The organism is Novosphingobium sp. CF614 (assembly GCF_900113255.1).
GTDB lineage: Bacteria > Pseudomonadota > Alphaproteobacteria > Sphingomonadales > Sphingomonadaceae > Novosphingobium.
The window spans coordinates 68709-87108 of the sequence record NZ_FOOR01000002.1; the positions used below are offsets into that span (position 1 = coordinate 68709).

Genomic DNA, 18400 nt, shown 5'->3' on the forward strand with positions numbered 1-18400 from the left:
ACGAAGACATGTGAATTCCGGCGATCGACCTCCCCGGCTCCCAGCCCGTACACCGAACCCGATCGCCACCCCCTCCTCCCGATCAGGCGTTTGAAACTTTCTCGTGGGGAGTCGGGCACCTCGCGGTGTCTCAGGGTAGAAGCAAGGCCCCCGGCATCCGCTTCGCACACCCCGCAACGGCCTCAGCCCGCACCTGAGCCAATATGAAATGGATAGACGTGACGTTTCTCGTGAACGCCCTGCCGAACATCGCGGCCAACTCGATGGCCTGGGCCGTTAAGACTTCCGCATCGGGCTTCACGCCCACGATCAGCAAGACCCGGTCAGCATAATGCCCGCTTCGCACCCCTGACCTGGACTGCACGAATGGACATCAAGGAATCGGGTTCGCGCCGGCGAACGGCGCTGCCGAATATCGTCCGCTGGCAGGCAGTCATGCTCGGCAGCGCGCTCTGCCTGGGTGGTTGCGCGACAGCACCGCCGATCCGGCCGGCTTCGGTCGAGTTGCCGGCGGCCTATGACGCCGCCGGTTCTGCCCTCCCGGCGGCCACGCTCGACCGCTGGTGGATGCTGTACGACGATGCGCAATTGCAGGAACTGATCGACAGTGCACTGGAACGCGGCTTCTCGGTGCGCGAAGCCTTCGCACGGCTGACCGAAGCGCGAGCCACGCGCGCCTCCGCACTCTCGCGCTTCGGCCTGCAAGGCAATGCTCAGCTCACGGGTGAAATCCGCAAGACCGACAATCTCTCGACCAGCAATCTCGACATCTCCGGCATCCCGGGTCTCGAATCGCTTACCAGTCTCTTTGCGCCAAGCATGACGAAGACCGCCGGCGCGTCCCTGCCGATCAGCTGGGAACTGGACCTGTTCGGTCGTCGCGGCGTGAGCAGGGACGTGGCGGATGCGGACCTCGCCGCCGCGCGGTTCAACTATGAGAGCGTTCGCGCCATGCTTGCCGCCGACGTCGCGCGGGGCCTGTTCGAGGCACGCGGCTTGGCCGCGCAGCTCGACGATGCGCACGCCCATGAGCGGATACAACGCCGGCTGTCCGAACTTGTCCGCATGCGTGCGGAACGCGGGCTCGCGGCGACTTCCGAAATAGACCGGGTGGAAAGCGATCTGGCGCAGGCGCAAGCGCAGGCCGCCGACCTCGCAGGTGCCCTGGACGCGAGCCGGCGCGCGCTGCTGGTGCTGATCGGATCGGGCACAGCACCGATCGGGAGCCTGCCCATCGCCGCGACCGAAACGCGCATGCCGCAGGTGCCGCAAAGCCTTCCCGGCGATCTGCTGGTCCGGCGACCGGACATACGCGAGGCAGAAGCCCGCCTCGCCGCGCAATCCGGCAATGTGCGCCTTGCCGAGTTGGCTTTCTATCCGACGATCACGCCCCAGGTGACGCTCGGCTACAATACTCAGACGGGCGGCCTCGCGAGCACGGCGGTGTTCGGCGCGATCGGCGGCAACATCCTCTTGCCGATATTCGATCGCGGACGCCTCAAGGCCGAACTGGGAGGCGCAAGCGCACGAGCCGAACAGGCGGTGCTTGCCTATGAGCGCATCGTCCATACCGCCTATTCCGAAGTGGACCAGGCCCTCACGCGCCTTGCCGCCGATCGCCAGCGTGTCGGCACGCTCGAAGCAGGGCTCGCCCGCGCGCAGCGTGCCTACGATGCCGCCCTCCTGCGATATCGGCGAGGCCTGTCCGATCTGCAGGAGGTGCTCGACGCCGAACGAACCTTCCGTTCGGCCCGGACCGCACTCACCAGCGCGCGGGTCGATGCCCTGCAGCGCTCGGTCCAGACTTTCCAGGCACTCGGCGGCGGCTGGGCCGCAGAGCAAACGCCGCAACAATCCGGGATATGACCATGAAGACCCACCTGTCGCAAACGGTGCTCTTGCTCGCCTTCGCGCTTTCGGCCTGTTCCGGCGACACCTCAAGCACGAAACCCAAGGACACGGAGAAACTGGCGAACCCGCGCGCGGTCTCTGTCGCCCAGGTCGAGATGCGCCAAATCGGTGGAGCCCTGACCGCTTCGGGCCTCCTCGTACCGTATGAGGAAGCCGCGGTGGGATCGGAGTTGTCCGGCTTCCGGATCGCCGCGGTCATGGTCGATGAAGGCGCGGTCGTGCGTAAGGGGGAACCCCTCGCCCGCCTCGATCCGACCTTGATCGAAGCGAAGATCGCACAGGCCCGCGCGCAGCTGGCCCAGGCCAGGGTCCAGGCGGGCCAAGCCCAGGCCGAAGCGGGGCGCGTGCGAGGCCTCGATGGGTCTGGAGTCCTTTCCGACGAACAGATTGCGACCAGGCGCGCGCAGGCGGACAGCGCCGGGGCCGCGGCCACGGCGGCCGAAGCCCAGCTCAAGGATCTTCTCACGCAGCGGATGCTGATGACGATCCGCGCACCGGTCGGCGGGATCGTGCTGGAGCGTGCTGCACGTCCCGGCGCGGTAGCGAACGGAAGCGGCGATCCCCTGTTCCGGATCGCGCGGGACCGCCGCATAGAACTCGATGCCGAGATTCCCGAAGATGCGCTGATTGCGATCGGTCCCGGTACGAAGGCGCGCGTGTCGTTACCCTCGGGCATACAACTCGACGGCATGGTCCGCCGCGTATCGCCGCGCGTGGATTCCGGGACAAAGCTTGGCCGCGCGCGTATCAGCCTGCCGATCGATCCCCAGGTTCGCACTGGCGGCTTCGCCCGCGCGGAGTTTCAAAAGTTGCCTCGCATGGCCGCCGCCGTTCCGGAAAGCGCCCTGCAGTTCGAAGCCGGCGGCAGTACGGTGATGGTGATCGGTGCCGACAATCGCGCGCATTCGCTGGCGGTTCGCACGGGTGAGCGCGCCGATGGATGGGTCGAATTGCTTGACGGGCCGCCGCCGGGCACGCGCGTCGCGCTGGGCGGAGCGGCCTTCCTGCTTGACGGGGATCGGGTCGAACCGGTCAAGCCGGCGACGGGCAAATAGTCGATGCGCATTTCCGCATGGGCCATCCGCAATCCAATTCCGGTCAGCGTCCTCTTCATCCTGCTGCTGCTGGCCGGCGTGGGCGGCTATCTCACCCTGCCCGTCAAGCTGCTTCCGGACGTGTCTTTCCCGAGCGTCGAGGTGTCGGTGACGCTGAACGGCGCCGCGCCCAGCGAAGTGGAAACGCAGATCACCCGCGAGGTCGAAGCCGCAGTGTCCAACATCGCGGGGGTCGACCATGTGCAGTCGACCATCACGCTGGGCAAGTCGAGCACCACGATCGACTTCGACATCGGGGAAGATCCGCAGCGGGCGAGCGATGAGGTCCGGGCCGCTATCGAACGCATTCGTGACGCGCTGCCGCGCGAGATCGAAGAACCCGTGGTGTCCCGGCTCGAATTCGAGAGCGAACCGGTCGTCGTCTACGCCGTGTCCGCACCCACCATGTCCGATGTGGAACTGAGCTGGTTCGTCGACGAGATCGTGACCAAGCGCCTGACGGCGGCCAAGGGCGTCGGACAAGTGCGGCGACTGGGCGGCGTCGATCGCGAAATCAACGTGACGCTCGACCCCCAGAAAATCGCCGCGCTGGACCTGACCGTCCCTGCGATCAACAATGCCCTGCGCAGCTTCAACGTGGACGTGCCCGGCGGCAGCGTCGACGTGGGAGGACGCACGCAGACCGTGCGCGTCCTCGGTGCCGCCGACACGGTGGAAAAGCTGCGGGAAACGGTCATTCCCACCGGTGACGGGCGCCAGATCCGGCTTGGTAACGTCGCCACCGTGACCAGCGGAGCCGCCGAGCGAACCCAGCTTGCGCAGTTGGAGAACCAGCCGGTCGTCGCGTTCCAGGTCATGAAGACCAAAGCCGCCTCGGACGTGGCGGTGGAGGACGAGATGACGAAAGCGGTGGCCGAGATCCAGGCCGAGCATCGCGACATCGCGTTTCGCAAGCTGCTGTCGGGCGCCCAGAGCACGCGCGAAAGCTACTATGCCACGGTAGGCAGCCTGATCGAGGGCATGCTGCTGGCGGCAGTCATCGTCTTCATGTTCCTGCGCGAATGGCGCAGCACGATCATTGCCGCGATCGCCATGCCGATCTCGCTCATCCCGACCTTCGCGGCCATGGCCGCCCTGGGATTCAGCCTGAACATCATCACCCTGCTCGCGCTGACGCTGGTGATCGGCGTGCTCGTCGACGATGCCATCGTCGAGATCGAGAATATCGAGAAGCGCATCGAGGCGGGCGAAACGCCATATCAGGCGGCCTTGGAAGGCGCGGACGCGATCGGTCTGGCGGTCATCGCGACGACCATGGCGATCGTGGTCGTCTTCATGCCGGTATCGTTCATGCCGGGCATGACCGGGCGCTTCTTCCGCGAGTTCGGTCTCACGGTCGCCATATCCGTGCTGTCCTCTCTCCTGGTCGCGCGCCTGCTTACGCCGCTGCTGGCGGCCTACTTCCTGAAGAGCAGGGCAAAGCCTCACCCCCGCAAGCCTTTTGGCGGCCCCTACCGGCGGGCGGTGGAATGGGCACTGGCCCATCGCTGGCTGTCGCTGGGCGGCGGGGCCGCGCTGTTCGCCGCATCGCTGTGGCTGGCGACCACGCTGCCGACGGGCTTCACGCCCGAACGCGACAGTGGAACCTTCGATATCCAGGTCGAGGGTCCCCCCGGCGCAAAGCTCGAGGAGATGCGCCGTGCGACAGCAATACTTACCGAAACGCTTCATAGGCAGGCCGACGTAGACCTCGTCTTCACCTCCATCGGCAGCGGCGGCAGCGTTGGGTCTGGAACTGTCACGGTACTGCTCAAGAAGGATCGGGCACACACCACGCAGGAGTTCCAGGCTGCAATCCGGCCTTTGCTGCTCAAGATCCCGGACCTTCGCCTGAGCTATGGCGCCGGTGGCAACGGCGGCTCGGTCGTCCAGGTCATCCTGTCCGGGGAAGACGGCAATGCGCTCGCGGGCGCCGCGCTCGCCCTCGAACGCCAGATGCGCGCGCTGCCCGAGCTTGCCAATGTCCACCAGCTCGCGCCGCGGCCAGCCGCTGAACTGGTAGTGCGGCCCAGGCCCGACGAAGCGGCCCGGCTTGGCGTTACGGCGGAAGCGCTCGCGGCGATCATCCGCGTTTCAACCATGGGCGACGTCGATGCCAACACCGCCAAGTTCAACGACGGCGAGCAGCGGCTTGCCGTGCGGGTGCGGCTGCCCGACAGTGCTCGGGGCGATCTCGACACGATCGCCAACCTTCGTGTGCCGCTCGCAAGCGGTGAAGCGGTCCCGCTCTCAGCGGTAGCGTCATTGAGCTTCGAGCCCGGCGTCACCCGCATCGAAAGGTTCGATCGCGAACGCCGCGTCACCGTCCAGGCGGAACTGAACGGCGTGTCGATCGGCCAGGCATTGGCGAAGATCGACAGCCTGCCAATCCTCCAGCAGCTTCCCGATGGCATCACCCGCCCTGCCTTCGGGCAATCCGCGGACATGGCGGAACTGTTCGGCGGGTTCATCGGCGCCATCGTCGCGGGCGTTGCCCTGATATTCGCGGTTCTGGTGCTGCTGTTCCGCAGCTTCTTCAAGCCGATCACGATTCTCGCGGCGCTGCCACTCTCGCTGGCTGGGGCTTTCGGGGGCCTCGCGCTTGGCGGCGCCGCCCTCAATCTGCCGGCATTGATCGGCCTGCTCATGCTCATGGGACTGGCCGCCAAGAACTCGATCCTGCTCGTCGAACATGCCATCGAATCCGAACGTGCCGGCGTCAGCCAGCACGACGCGCTGATCGAGGCCTGCCGCGATCGGGCGCGCCCGATCATCATGACGACCTTTGCCATGGCTGCCGGGATGGTCCCGACAGTACTGGGTCTGGGTGAAGGGTCCGAGTTCCGCGTGCCGATGGCACTGGCCGTCATCGGCGGGCTGATCTCGTCGACGGCTTTGTCGCTGGTGCTCGTGCCCGTCGTCTACGAGGTCATCGACGACCTTGAAAGGCGGATACGGCCGCGCCTGGCCCGTCTGGTCACCGCCGTGGAAGGCCCGGTGCGGACAAGGCCCGGCTGATCCACCATGACGGGCGCTTGAGGAGATGCCTTTACGGCGAACGCCGAAACAAGATGCAATGGCGGCTCGGGACTTGCCGCCGGTTTCGGTCAATCCGGCCGGTAGGCGCGGGACCGCCTTCGAAGTACGCGTAACAGGATTTACCGGTTCACGGTATTATGAAGTATCTGTTTTTCAAGGAAAATATGGTGCCGCAGAAGGGACTCGAACCCCCGACCCCAACATTACGAATGTCGTGCTCTACCAGCTGAGCTACTGCGGCGTGCCGGCTGTCCTGCAGGTGCAATACGGACGGTGGGCGGGGGCGGCCTTTACCGGGGGGTGGGGGCTAGTGCAAGGGCCTTTGCTGCGCAGGCGCGGATTCGAATGCCTGGCGCACGTCTTTCCGGCCGGTTTCAGCGAGCCTCGGCGATGAGCTTCGATGCATCGGGGCTGCTCCAGTCGTTGCCGCCGGTGTAGCGCCATACTTCCTTGCCCTGGTTGTCGAACAGCACTGTTACCGGCAGGTTGCCGCCGTAGCGGAAGCCAAGGTCGCCCTTTTCGTCGAGCCAAGGTTCGATGTGGTCGAGCTTTCGGCGGCGCAGGATCTCCACCACCTTGTCGGCCTGACCCATGTCCTGCGAAATCGGCAGCACGGTGATGCCAAGCTCGTTTTCCCTGGCGATCAAGGCATCCAGCGTGGGCATCTCGGCGATGCAAGGCGCGCACCAGGTGGCCCAGAGGTTTATCAACAGCGGCTTGCCCTTGAACGAAGCGAGGTCGAGGGTTTCCCCTGTGTTGTCGACCAGGATGGTCGCCGGCAACAGTTCGCCCTTGTGCGAACGGTCGAGCTTGCCGGCATTGCCGTCCGGCCCGGCCTGCTCGCCTCGAGGCGCGGTTTGGGAAGCCTGCGGTTGCGCGTCCTCACCGCTTTGCCTATCGCAGCCGCCCAGCAGGGCCGATGCTCCCGCCAGCGAACACAGGACGAGCGACTTGAGCGATTTGGAAGACAGCAAGGCGGGGGGCTCCAACCAGATGTGGGGCGGACGGTTCGCGGCTGGACCGTCTGCGATCATGCGCGAGATAAATGCCTCGATCCCCTTCGACAAGGCACTGTGGCGGCAGGACATCGCCGCCAGCAAGGCACATGTCGCGATGCTGGGCGCCTGCGGCATCGTTTCGAGCGAGGACGCGGTGACGATCCGCGACGGGCTCGACCAGGTCGCCGCCGAGTACGAGGTGAACGGAGTGCCCGAGAACTGGGATCTCGAGGACATCCACATGACCACCGAATCGCGCCTGGCCGAACTGATCGGCCCGGCGGCCGGGCGCCTGCATACCGCACGCTCGCGCAACGACCAGGTGGCGACCGACTTCCGGCTTTGGGTCCGCGACGCGATCGACCAGGCCGACACCGGGCTGGAAGCACTCCAGGTCGCACTTGTCACGCGCGCCGGTGAACATGCCGATTCGATCATGCCCGGCTTCACCCACTTGCAAACCGCGCAGCCGGTCACGCTTGGCCACCACCTGATGGCCTATTACGAGATGATCGCGCGTGACCGTTCGCGGTTCGCCGATGCCCGGAAGCGTATGAACAGGAGCCCGCTCGGCTCGGCGGCGCTGGCCGGCACCGGCTTTCCGATCGACCGCGAGATGACCGCTCAGGCGCTCGGCTTCGACGCGCCGACCGCCAACAGCCTGGACGCCGTGTCCGACCGCGACTTCGCGCTCGACTACCTGATGGCCGCGAGCCAGTGCTCGCTGCACCTCTCGCGGCTGGCAGAGGAATTCATCATCTGGGCGAGCCAGCCTTTCGGGTTCGTGGCCCTGCCGGACAGCCTTTCCACCGGCAGTTCGATCATGCCGCAGAAGAAGAACCCCGACGCGGCGGAACTGGTACGCGGCCACGCCGGACGCATCGCCGGCTGCCTGACCGGGCTGATGATTACCATGAAGGGCTTGCCGCTGGCCTATTCGAAGGACATGCAGGACGACAAGCCGCCGGTCTTCGAAGCCGCGAGCCTGCTCGCCCTGTCGATCGCGGCGATGGCCGGCATGGTCGGCGAAACGCGCTTTCGCACCGATCGCATGCGCGCCGCCGCCGAACTGGGCTTCGCCACCGCCACCGACCTGGCCGACTGGCTGGTGCGCGAGGGCGACATCCCCTTCCGCGAGGCGCATCACATCACCGGCGCCGCGGTGAAGCTGGCCGAGAGCCGGGGCATGGCGCTCGACCAGTTGCCGTTGGAGGATCTCAAGGCCATCGACAGCCGCATCGACGAGCGGGTATTCAAGGCCCTCTCGGTCGAGGCATCGGTCGCCGCGCGCAAGAGCCACGGCGGCACCGCGCCCGAGCAGGTGCGCCTGCGCGTGGCCGAAGCCCGCGCCGCGCTGGGTATGGAGTGATGGACATGCGCAAGGTTTCCGCCCTGGTCCTGCTTGTGGCGCTCGCCGCCTGCGGCCAGCGCTCGGCGCTGGAGTTGAAACCGGGCCAGCAACTGCCGCCCGCGCCCTATGGCCGCGCGGACAAGCCGGGCCCGGCCGAACTGCTCGAACCGCCCACGCAGGCCATTCCCGAACGCAGCGTCGAGCTGCGCACCCGCTCCGAGCAGCGCGAGGACGATCCGTTCGATCTCCCGCCTCCCGAGCCGCCAGAACCCGAACACGACTGACAGGCTTGCCATGGATCATTTCGAATTGAAGAACGGCGAACTTTGCGCCGAACAGGTGCCGCTGGCCGAAATCGCCCGCGAGGTCGGCACGCCCGTCTATGTCTATTCGCGCGCAACGCTCAGCCGTCATGCCAGGGTCTTTCGAGAAGCGCTTTCGGCGCTGCCCAAGGTGCACATCGCCTTCGCCGTGAAGTCCAACCCGAACCTTGCCGTGCTGCGGCTGCTGGCCAAGGAAGGATACGGCGCCGACGTCGTTTCGGAAGGCGAGATGAACCGCGCGCTTGCCGCCGGGATCGCGCCGAAGGACGTCGTGTTCTCGGGCGTCGGCAAGACTCGCGCCGAACTGATCGCGGCGGTGCGCGCCGGGATCGGCCAGTTCAACCTGGAAAGCGAGGAGGAAGGCGTCGAACTCGCCGGGATCGCCGCCGCCCTGGGCAAGACCGCCGCCTGCGCACTGCGCGTCAATCCCGATGTCGATGCGCGCACGCATGCCAAGATCTCCACCGGCAAGGCGGAGAACAAGTTCGGCGTGTCCCATGACCGGGCTTCCGGCATCTATGCCCGGCTCTCGGCCTTGCCGGGCCTGGATATGCGCGGCCTTGCCGTGCACATCGGCAGCCAGATCGGCGACCTCGAACCCTCGCGGCAGGCTTTCCTCAAGATGGGCGCGCTGATGAATGCCTTGCGCGTGCAGGGCTTCAAGGTCACGCACATGGACCTAGGCGGCGGCCTTGGCGTACCTTACAAAGCGGGCGAGCAGCTGCCCACCCCCGCCGACTACGGCGCCATGGTGACCGAAGTCGCGCTCGGCTGGGGCGTCACGCTGATGTTCGAGCCGGGGCGCGTCATCACCGGCAACTCGGGCGTACTGGTGACCGAAGTGGTGCGCGTGAAGCGCGGGGCGGGCCATCCCTGGGTGGTGGTCGACGCGGCGATGAACGACCTTGCCCGGCCGGCAATGTACGATGCCTGGCACGATTTCGTGGCGGTGAAGCCAAGCGGCGAAACCATGATCGCCAACATCGTTGGCCCGATCTGCGAGAGTTCCGACACTTTCGCCCTGGCCCGAGAGATCGATGCGGTCAGGGTCGGGGATCTTGCCGTTTTCCGTACCGCCGGCGCCTATGGCGCGACGATGGCCAACACCTACAACTCGCGCGCGCTGGTGCCCGAGGTGATGGTCGATGGCGACAAGTGGGCCGTGGTCGCCAGCCGCATAGAACCGGCGACGATCCTTGCCGCCGAACAAGTGCCCGAATGGCTGGATTGAGCGACGGGGGAGGCTGAGCGTCATGATCGATCACCTTCCCTTGTTCCACCGCATCGCCGGCCGGCCGGTCGTGGTGCTGGGTTCGGGCGAAGCGGCAGAGGCCAGGCGGCGGTTGGTCGCACGCGCTGGCGGATCGGTGATCGGCGATCTGGGCGAAGGCATCGAGCGCGGCGCGCGGTTCGCTTTCATCACCCACGAGGATGATGCGGCGGCGGAAAGCGACGCGATCCGCGCGCGCGGCGCCGGTCTTCTGGTCAATGTCACGGACCGGCCGGGCCTGTGCGATTTCACCGTTCCTTCGATTCTCGATCGCTCGCCGGTTCTGGTTGCGATCGGCACTGGCGGCGTCTCGGCGGGGCTGGCCAAGCAGCTGCGCCTGCGGCTGGAACAGATCGTGCCGCAGTCGCTCGGCGCGCTGGCCACGGCGCTCGGCACGGCGCGCGAGGCCTTGCGCGCGCGTTTCCCCGATGCCGGAAATCGCCGGCGCGCGCTCGACGCCGCGCTTGCGCAAGGGGGACCGCTCGATCCGCTGGCACCCGGCGGCGCGGACCGCATGGAGGACTGGCTGGCCGGCGCGAGCACCATCGCCGGAGAAACGATCGAGATCGTCCTGCGCAGCGACGACCCGGAAGACCTGACCTTGCGCGAGGCCCGCTTGCTGGGAACCGCCGATCTTGTCGCGTTCGAGACCGGGGTCGCGCCGCAAATCCTCGATCGCGTCCGCGCTGACGCGAAGCGAGTGACTATTGCCCCCGCGCAAGTCCCGCCTGCCGGCGATGGCCTTGTGATCCTGCTGCGTGCGTCCGATTGCCCGTGTTAACCACGACGTATTTGTTGCATCCATGCCACTATCCAGCGTGAAATAGGCTCCGGCAAGGTGCGCCTTCCGCTCATTACAATATTTTAATTGAGGAGAAACTGCTGATTGAGGCAAGTTTTCGAATGCTCTTGGTGTTCGAATTGCTGCTTTGAGGGTCGTGGACGTGTCGGAAAACAAGGGGCCCAAACTGCCCGGGATCGATCGCACGGCCTTGCCCGATCTCGATGTGCTCACCGGTGTCTTCGGTAGTCTTAACGATGTTCGCCGCCGCGATGCCGACGATGACAATCACGCCGAGCTGATGCCCTGCCTCTATCCCTTCGTTTTCCCGGATTGAAACGCCGCAGATGCGGATCCACGATGCGCTGGTGACGCTCCGCCGTGGCAGTGCGGAATGGGAACGGGGACAGATGGCCCTGGCGAACGGGCTCACCACCTGGCGAGCCGATCGCACGGTTGCGCCGGTGCTCGCCGCGCTGGAACGCTTCGGTGACGGAACCGCGCTGGAACAGTGTCCGCCGCTGGCCCGGCTGTTCAGTGCCGAGAGCACGCACGCGATGGATATCGCCGGCAGCTTCGTCGCCGCCGGGCTGCCCGGTCTCGCCGCGCACCCGCTGGGCCAGATGCCGCTGCTTCACAGCAATCGGGATGCGGCACCCGCGCTGGTGCTGGCCAGTTCCGGCCGGGCAAGCCTGATGCTTGCCGTCTATGACGGGGCGGCGCTGGAAAAGCTGCCCGCGCCCAAGACCGCGAAGTTCGTGCCGCGAGAAACCTGGATTCATGTGCTTGCCGGTTCGGGAACGGCGGATCACATTCTGCTTCGCGAAGAGCAAGGGAACCGCGCGATCCTGCAATCCGGCAGGCTCGCTCTCGACCCCAGCCTGGTGCTTTACCGCTACGGCCCGCGCGAGTCCCTGCAGGTGCGCCGCGCCAGCGGGGGCCTGGTGCTACTGCGGTTGCAGCGTCAACTCGTTGAGCAGGAGCCCGCGCGCGAGTACCGCCTGCCCGACGGCATCCTGCTCCACCAGGCGGCGGCGCGGACGCGGGATACGCGCTGGGAACTGGCCCTGGCCCTGCTCGGCCGCATGGAACGCAAGGACGCGGTCGCCCGCATGGCTCGGATCGCCGCCGGCGAGGCGGAACAGTCCGTAGGTGAAGGTGCGCGCTGGCAGGCGGTGCGCGAAGTTCTCGCGCTCGATACCGGTGCTGGCCTGCAATTGCTGCAACGGCTGGCGGATCGCGCAGATGATCCGCTGTCGGGACCGGCCGTGGCCCTGCGCGCCTCATTGCTTGAAACATGGCCGGAACTGGAAGGAGCGGCGGCGTGGCCCGGGTAATCGCGGTGCGCGATCCGACACCGGCCTCGCTGGAAGAATGCATCGAGGCGCTCTCCACCTGGGGGTTCGATCCGGCCGAGGAGGAGAGCCTGTCGCACGCGGCGAACTGGCTGAAACGGCTGGGCAACAATACCCGGTTCCTGGGTGATGCGCTTGTCGACATGCTCGCCGGGCGCGGGCCGGCGGCCATGGACGCGCCGATGATGCAGGCCAGCGGCGGCAACCGCATCATGCTTGCCCCGCCCGGTCGCGGCAAGTTCATCATCAGCGCGGAGATCTGGCCTTCGATCGACGAACATGCCCTGCGCGCGAGCGGGCCGGAAGCCGTCGGCTATGGGATCGTTCGCGATCATAACTTCGACTTCCTCACCTTGGGCTATTTCGGGCCCGGCATCGCGGTGGACGATTACGAGTACGACTACCAATCGGTGACCGGGTGGCGCGGCGAGCCGGTGATGTTGCGCCCACTCGGCCGCTCCCGGCTGGAACCAGGGCGCCTGGTCCACTACCGCGCCCACCACGACATCCTTTGCCTGCACCCGCCCGAATCGCTTTCGGCAACGCTGACGCTGTCGCATACCCACGCGGTTCACGGCTGGCTGGACCACTATGTATTCGAACGCAGGAAAGGCAGTGCGGGGGCTTTCCGCGTCGCCGAAGCGCTGGGCCACGGCCCAAGCGAAACCTTCCTGCGCATCGCCGTGGCCCTGGGGGGCGAGGAGGCGAGCGACCTTGCCCGCCAATTCGGCAGGCACCACCCCAGCGATCGCATGCGCCTCACCGCCTGGCGCGCGCTCGCCGGCGTGGCCGCGAACGACGCGGCCCGCGACGAAGTCTGGCGCGAAGCGGAAGGATCGGGCAGCCGCCTGGTCAGCCAGGCAGCCAAACGGGCGCGCGGAGATCCCGCGTTCGCGGCGAAATCGCCTCGCACCGGCTCGGCGGGCGCCAATGCCGTGCCGGCGCTCACGCCGTCGGCGGGCGGCGTCGATAGCTGAGCGCTTCCGCAACATGGATGCGCCCCACCGCTTCCGACCCCGCCAGGTCGGCGATCGTGCGCGCCACCCGCAGGATCCGCGTATAACCCCGCGCCGAGAGCCGCATCGCCTCCGCCGCTTGCAGCAGCAGCTTGCGTCCGGCCTCGTCCGGCGTGGCATGCGCTTCCAGCGCGTCGCCATCCAGTTCCGCATTGGTGCGAAGCGGCGTGCCTTCGAGCCGCGCCGTCTGGACCCTGCGGGCGCGCGCCACTCTTGCGGAAACTTCGGCGCTGCCCTCCGCCGTGGGCGGCAGAGCGAGATCGGCGGCGCGTACCGGGTCGACCTCGACATGCAGGTCGATACGGTCGAGCAGCGGACCCGAAACCTTGCTCTGGTAGTCGGCGGCGCACTTCGGCGCGCGTGAGCATGCCAGCGTCGGATCGCCGAGGTGCCCGCAGCGGCAGGGGTTCATAGCACAAATTAACTGTACCCGCGCCGGGTAGGTGACGTGGGCACTGGCGCGGGCGACAGTCACTTCGCCGGTCTCCAGCGGCTGCCGCAGCGAATCGAGCACCTGGCGCTGAAATTCGGGCAGCTCGTCAAGAAACAGCACGCCCAGGTGCGCCATCGAGACTTCGCCGGGCCGCACTTTCAAGCCGCCGCCCGTCAGCGCCGCAATCGAGGCCGAGTGATGCGGCGCGCGATAAGGGCGAGCGCGGCTGATCCGCCCGTTCTCCAGCGCGCCCGCGACCGAGGCGACCATGGAAACTTCCAGCGCTTCGGCCGGGGTCAGTTCGGGCAGGACCCCGGGCAGGCAGGCGGCGAGCAGCGACTTGCCCGCACCCGGGGGACCGACCATCAGCAGGTTGTGCGCCCCGGCCGCGGCGATTTCCAGCGCGCGCCGCGCCGTTTCCTGGCCTTTCACCTGCTTCAGGTCCGGCCCGCGCTGAGGCGGATCGGCACGGCCGGGTTCGGGCGGCGGCAGCACCTGCGTGCCTTTCAAGTGGTTGAGCAGGCTGATGAGGTTGGGCGCGGCGATCACCGGGACGCCTCCGGCCCCGCCGCTTACCCAGCTCGCCTCCGAACCCTGGGCGGCGGGGCAGATCAGGCCCTTTTCGGCTTCGTGCGCGTGAAGCGCGGCAAGCAGCACGCCGGGCGACGGGATCACGCGCCCGTCGAGGGCGAGTTCGCCCACCGCCACGAAGTCCGCCATCTGCTCGGCATCGACGATCCCCATGGCGGCGAGCAGCGCCAGCGCGATCGGCAAGTCGTAATGCGATCCTTCCTTGGGCAGGTCCGCCGGTGAGAGATTGATGGTGATGCGTTTGGGCGGCAGCGCCAGGCCCATCGCGGTAAGCGCGGCCGAAACGCGTTGCCGGCTTTCGCCCACCGCCTTGTCCGGCAGGCCGACGAGCGCGAAAACCGGCATTCCGGGGGCGACCTGGCACTGCACTTCGACCGTGCGCGCCTCCAGCCCGAGATAGGCTACGGTCGAAACCAGCGCGACCATGGAACCCCCTTTTCGCAAGAATTACAGCACGCAAGTCTCGCTCTATTACCGCATTGTGTCGCAGGCGAAGGCAGCTAATTCATCCCTTACAACGTTTTAACTGCATTCCTCATCACTTGGGTAAGAGCATCGGCCGCATTTTCAGGGCATGCGCTCGTCCACTGCATTCCTCGCGTTTTTGAGCCTGATCGCCGTGTCCCCCCTGTCGGCGCAGACCATCGATTACGAGGCCGTCGAAGTGGATGCCGACCGTTTCGTCGGCGGTGGCGAGCGCACCCTCCCGCTCCAGTTGACGTCGGTGCCTTCCGCGGCGATCCCGGCGAGCCTTTCCGCCTACGGGCCCTTCCGCGTGCTCGACGAAGGCAGCGCGGCCCTGGTCGACGTCACCGACGGCGGCAGCCCGGCGCAGTTCGCCGCGATGCTGCGCGACCACCCGGGCATCGCCACGATCGAAATGATCGAATGCCCGGGCACCGAGGATGACCTCGCCAATCTCCGGCTTGGCCGCATGATCCGCGAAAGAGGCATCGCCACCCATGTCCCGGCGGGCGGCTCGGTGCGCTCGGGCGGGGTCGAGCTGTTCCTGGCCGGCGCACACCGCTCCGCCGATCCCGGCGCCGAGTTCGCGGTTCACTCTTGGATGGACAATACCGGCCTTGAACCCGGCGACTATTCCACGAATGCGCCCGAGAACCGGCGCTATATCGACTACTACCGGCAGATGGGCATGAGCCCGATCGAAGCCGAGGCTTTCTATGCCATGACCAACTCGGTTCCGTTCGAATCGGCCAAGTGGTTCGGCACCGGCGTGATGGGGTTGTGGGTCGAACTGGACCGCGATGCGACCGGAAACATGGCGCCGCGGACGGCCCCGGCGATGGCTCGGTCCTTGACTCCAGACCCCCGCTCCAGTAACGGCGCGCGTCTGTGATCGGTCGTCCCGTGCGGGCGGCCTTTTTGTTCGGGCCTTTCGGGGCCGCATGGAATTTCGAGGACTGACATGAAGCGCACTTTCCAGCCCAGCCGCCTTGTCCGCGCCCGCCGTCACGGCTTCCGCGCCCGCTTGGCGACCGCCGGTGGCCGCAAGGTGCTTCGCGCCCGCCGCGCTCGCGGCCGCAAGAAGCTTTCGGCGTAATCGGTCGGCAGCGGCAAGGGCACCCGCCCCTGCCCCGACCACATCCCGACAAATCAAGCACGGCACCGGCTCACGCCCCTGCCCCCGGCCTCCCATGAACTGTTGGCACTGGGAGCCGGAACAGGGGCGCGGGCCGGTGCCGTCTTGCGTCCCGCCGGCGGGAGAATCCGGTGATTCCGGTTCCGCCGCATCGGCAATCGCGATAGACCCTTGCGCCATGCCCGCCCCCTACACCGTTCTGACCCGCCGCTCGGACTTTCTCGCCGCCAATCGCGGCCTGCGAGTCGCGCGGCCGGGGTTCGTCCTGCTGGCAAATGCCAATCGGGGGCAAGGGCGGCGCGCCGGCATCACCGTCACCAAGAAGATCGGCAACGCCGTCGTGCGCAACCGCATGAAACGCCGCTTCCGCGCCCTGCTGCGCGAGGTGCTGCCCGCGCATGGTCTTGCCGATACCGACCACGTGCTGATCGGACGCGAAACCGGTGTGGAGCGCGAGTTCTCGTTGCTGCGGGAAGAACTGGTGGCGGCGCTTGCCCGCGCCGGCGCGGGCAAGGGTGATCCCGCCCGGCGCAAAGGCGCACCGCGCAAAGGAAAGCGGTGATTGAGAAGGTTTCTCGCCTTTCTCGTCTCGATGCCCAGCCTGCTGCTGATCGGTGTGGCGCGGGCCTGGCAGCTCGGTCCCTCCGTGATCCTGCCGCCGACCTGCCGCTATACGCCGTCCTGCTCGCAGTATGCGATCGAGGCGGTGAGAAGGCACGGTGCGATTAAGGGTGGATGCCTGGCGATATGGCGTCTATTGCGCTGCCAGCCGTGGGGGGGGCACGGTCATGACCCCGTACCGGATTAACGAGATCATGGACGGCCCGGCGCGCCGTCGCTGACGCGAATACGACAGGAAGTGCCTTCGTGGATAACCAGCGCAACATCATCCTCGCGGTCCTGCTGACCGCGCTTGTCCTCTTTGGGTGGGAAACCGGAGTCGGCTATTTCTACCCGCAGGCCAACAAGCCGGCCCAGGTTGAGCAGGCCAGCGGGGCGCAGAAGACGGCGAGCCCGATCAAACCGACACGCGAAGGTGGCCTGCGCGACGCGTCCGAGGTCGCGCTCGAGCAGCAGGATCTCAAGACCGCGCTGAGCCATGGCGGCCGCGTGCCGGTGGCGGCGCCGGGACTGTCGGGCTCGATCAACCTTACCGGTGCGCTGATCGATGACCTCGTCATCAACCGCCACCGCGAGACGGTGGAGAAGAATTCCGGCCCGGTGCGCATCTATTCGCCCGTCGGCACCCCCGCGCAGCAGTTCGCGCAGTTCGGCTGGGTTGGCGAGGGTGTTACCACGCCCAATGCCAATACCGTCTGGGCCGTGCCGGGCGGAGCCAGGCTGACGCCGTCGACGCCGGTTACCCTGACATGGAACAATGGCGCCGGCCAGACTTTCGCGATCACGCTCAAGATCGATGGCGACTACATGATAACCGCCGATCAGAGCCTGGAGAACAAGGGCCCCGCGCCGGTCACCGTCCAGCCCTTCGGCCTCGTCAACCGTACCGACGAGACCGCCAGCCTAGACAGTTTCAATGTTCATTCCGGCCCGATCGGTGCCTTCGACGGTTCGGTCAGTTTCGGCACCAATTACAGCGACGTCGTCGATGCCAAGACCGTCAAGGAAGATGGCAATGCCGACTGGATCGGCTTTACCGACGTTTACTGGATGTCCGCCCTCGCCCCTGTCGGAGCCAGGGCCCAGGGCACTTTCCGTTCGCTGGACGAGCATCTCTTCCGCGCCGATCTCGTCTATGACCAGGTGGTCGTCCAGCCGGGCCGGAAGCTCACGCGCGAAACCAGGCTGTTCGCCGGTGCCAAGGAACATGAAGTGCTCGACGCCTATGAAAAGCAGGGCATCGCCAACTTCGGCCTCGCGATCGACTGGGGCTGGTTCCGCTGGTTCGAGAAGCCGATCTTCTGGCTGCTGGTTAAACTGTTCTCGCTCACCAGCAACTTCGGCGTGGCGATCATCCTGCTCACCCTGATCGTGCGCGGCATCATGTTCCCGGTCGCGCAGCGCGGCTTTGCCAGCATGGCGGCGATGCGCGCGATCCAGCCGAAGATGAAGGCCATCCAGGACCGCTACAAGGACGACAAGGAGAAGCAGCAGCGGGAGATCATGGCGCTCTACAAGAAGGAAGGCGTGAACCCGCTTTCGGGCTGCCTGCCGATGTTCCTTCAGATCCCGGTCTTCTTCGCGCTCTACAAGACCCTGATCCTGGCGATCGAGATGCGTCACCAGCCCTTCGTGCTGTGGATCAAGGATCTGTCCGCACCCGATCCGCTGCATATCCTCAACTTGTTCGGCCTGCTGCCGTTCGACCCGCCGGGATTCCTGGCGATCGGCATCCTGGCACTGCTGCTGGGCGTGACGATGTATTTCCAGTTCAAGCTCAACCCGGCGCAGATGGACCCGACCCAGCAGCAGATCTTCGCGCTCATGCCCTGGTTCATGATGTTCGTGATGGCGCCGTTCGCTTCGGGCCTGCTGGTCTACTGGATCACCTCGAACATCCTGACCATCGCGCAGCAGAAGTATCTCTACAGCCGTCATCCGCAATTGAAGGCACAGGCCGAAAAGGAAGCGCAAGACAAGACACGCACCCTCGACCGAGAGAAGAGCAAGGCCTGAC

17 protein-coding genes and 1 tRNA gene are annotated in these 18400 nt (G+C 66.6%); 15 read left to right on the plus strand and 3 right to left on the minus strand.

The window, feature by feature from the left end:
• Positions 1 to 366 precede the first annotated feature (366 nt).
• The 3 genes from BM052_RS03195 to BM052_RS03205 are packed head-to-tail and all read left to right on the plus strand — an operon-like array spanning position 367 to position 6023.
• On the plus strand, positions 367 to 1866 hold the full coding sequence (locus BM052_RS03195; RefSeq protein ID WP_091143181.1) for an efflux transporter outer membrane subunit: 1500 nt from the start codon (positions 367 to 369) through the stop codon (positions 1864 to 1866).
• A complete protein-coding gene (locus BM052_RS03200) occupies positions 1863 to 2966 on the plus strand; it encodes an efflux RND transporter periplasmic adaptor subunit (RefSeq protein WP_091143183.1) in 1104 nt (367 codons plus the stop codon). The genes BM052_RS03195 and BM052_RS03200 overlap by 4 nt, the downstream gene beginning before the upstream one ends.
• A 3-nt stretch (positions 2967 to 2969) precedes the next feature.
• Positions 2970 to 6023, plus strand: coding sequence for an efflux RND transporter permease subunit (locus BM052_RS03205; protein ID WP_091143185.1), 3054 nt, complete (start codon positions 2970 to 2972; stop codon positions 6021 to 6023).
• Between the two features lie 186 nt (positions 6024 to 6209).
• Here BM052_RS03205 and BM052_RS03210 read toward each other — a convergent pair.
• Positions 6210 to 6285: transfer RNA gene (locus BM052_RS03210), tRNA-Thr, on the minus strand.
• A 133-nt stretch (positions 6286 to 6418) separates the two neighbouring features.
• The gene (locus BM052_RS03215; protein ID WP_091143882.1) at positions 6419 to 7018 is read right to left on the minus strand and encodes a TlpA family protein disulfide reductase; all 600 of its coding nucleotides are present in this window, start codon (positions 7016 to 7018) and stop codon (positions 6419 to 6421) included.
• 19 nt (positions 7019 to 7037) lie between these two features.
• Between BM052_RS03215 and argH the strand changes: the two genes are divergently transcribed.
• From argH to BM052_RS03250, 7 genes are all read left to right on the plus strand, one after another.
• A complete protein-coding gene (gene argH, locus BM052_RS03220; protein ID WP_091143188.1) occupies positions 7038 to 8411 on the plus strand; it encodes an argininosuccinate lyase in 1374 nt (457 codons plus the stop codon).
• A gap of 5 nt (positions 8412 to 8416) precedes the next feature.
• Positions 8417 to 8677 carry a lipoprotein gene (locus BM052_RS03225; protein ID WP_091143884.1) on the plus strand — a complete coding sequence of 87 codons (261 nt, stop codon included), beginning with the start codon at positions 8417 to 8419 and terminating at the stop codon, positions 8675 to 8677.
• A 10-nt stretch (positions 8678 to 8687) separates the two neighbouring features.
• A complete protein-coding gene (lysA, locus tag BM052_RS03230; protein WP_091143191.1) occupies positions 8688 to 9947 on the plus strand; it encodes a diaminopimelate decarboxylase in 1260 nt (419 codons plus the stop codon).
• A gap of 22 nt (positions 9948 to 9969) precedes the next feature.
• Positions 9970 to 10767, plus strand: a complete 798-nt coding sequence (locus BM052_RS03235; protein WP_091143193.1) for a precorrin-2 dehydrogenase/sirohydrochlorin ferrochelatase family protein — start codon at positions 9970 to 9972, stop codon at positions 10765 to 10767.
• A 163-nt stretch (positions 10768 to 10930) separates the two neighbouring features.
• Entirely contained in the window at positions 10931 to 11104 is a 174-nt protein-coding gene (locus BM052_RS03240; protein WP_177198307.1) for a hypothetical protein, read from the plus strand.
• A gap of 10 nt (positions 11105 to 11114) precedes the next feature.
• A complete protein-coding gene (locus BM052_RS03245) occupies positions 11115 to 12104 on the plus strand; it encodes a hypothetical protein (RefSeq protein ID WP_091143198.1) in 990 nt (329 codons plus the stop codon).
• Positions 12092 to 13099 carry a transposase gene (locus BM052_RS03250; RefSeq protein ID WP_255405925.1) on the plus strand — a complete coding sequence of 336 codons (1008 nt, stop codon included), beginning with the start codon at positions 12092 to 12094 and terminating at the stop codon, positions 13097 to 13099. Before BM052_RS03245 ends, BM052_RS03250 begins: the two co-directional genes overlap by 13 nt.
• On the opposite strand, the gene BM052_RS03255 is transcribed toward BM052_RS03250, so the two are convergent.
• The gene (locus BM052_RS03255) at positions 13068 to 14588 is read right to left on the minus strand and encodes a YifB family Mg chelatase-like AAA ATPase (RefSeq protein WP_091143201.1); all 1521 of its coding nucleotides are present in this window, start codon (positions 14586 to 14588) and stop codon (positions 13068 to 13070) included. The two genes, BM052_RS03250 and BM052_RS03255, sit on opposite strands and share 32 nt — an antisense overlap.
• A gap of 148 nt (positions 14589 to 14736) precedes the next feature.
• On the opposite strand from BM052_RS03255, the gene BM052_RS03260 reads away from it, so the two are divergent.
• The 5 genes from BM052_RS03260 (at position 14737) to yidC (ending at position 18399) form a co-directional block, all read left to right on the plus strand.
• A complete protein-coding gene (locus BM052_RS03260) occupies positions 14737 to 15519 on the plus strand; it encodes an alpha/beta hydrolase (protein ID WP_255405926.1) in 783 nt (260 codons plus the stop codon).
• Positions 15520 to 15588: 69 nt separating this feature from the next.
• Positions 15589 to 15723, plus strand: a complete 135-nt coding sequence (gene rpmH / locus BM052_RS03265) for a 50S ribosomal protein L34 (RefSeq protein ID WP_091143203.1) — start codon at positions 15589 to 15591, stop codon at positions 15721 to 15723.
• Between the two features lie 217 nt (positions 15724 to 15940).
• Positions 15941 to 16324 (plus strand): ribonuclease P protein component, encoded by a 384-nt coding sequence (gene rnpA / locus BM052_RS03270; protein ID WP_091143204.1) that lies wholly within the window; start codon positions 15941 to 15943, stop codon positions 16322 to 16324.
• Positions 16325 to 16354: 30 nt separating this feature from the next.
• Entirely contained in the window at positions 16355 to 16570 is a 216-nt protein-coding gene (yidD, locus tag BM052_RS03275) for a membrane protein insertion efficiency factor YidD (protein WP_091143206.1), read from the plus strand.
• A 59-nt stretch (positions 16571 to 16629) separates the two neighbouring features.
• On the plus strand, positions 16630 to 18399 hold the full coding sequence (gene yidC / locus BM052_RS03280; protein ID WP_091143209.1) for a membrane protein insertase YidC: 1770 nt from the start codon (positions 16630 to 16632) through the stop codon (positions 18397 to 18399).
• The last annotated feature ends 1 nt before the right edge of the window (position 18400 follow it).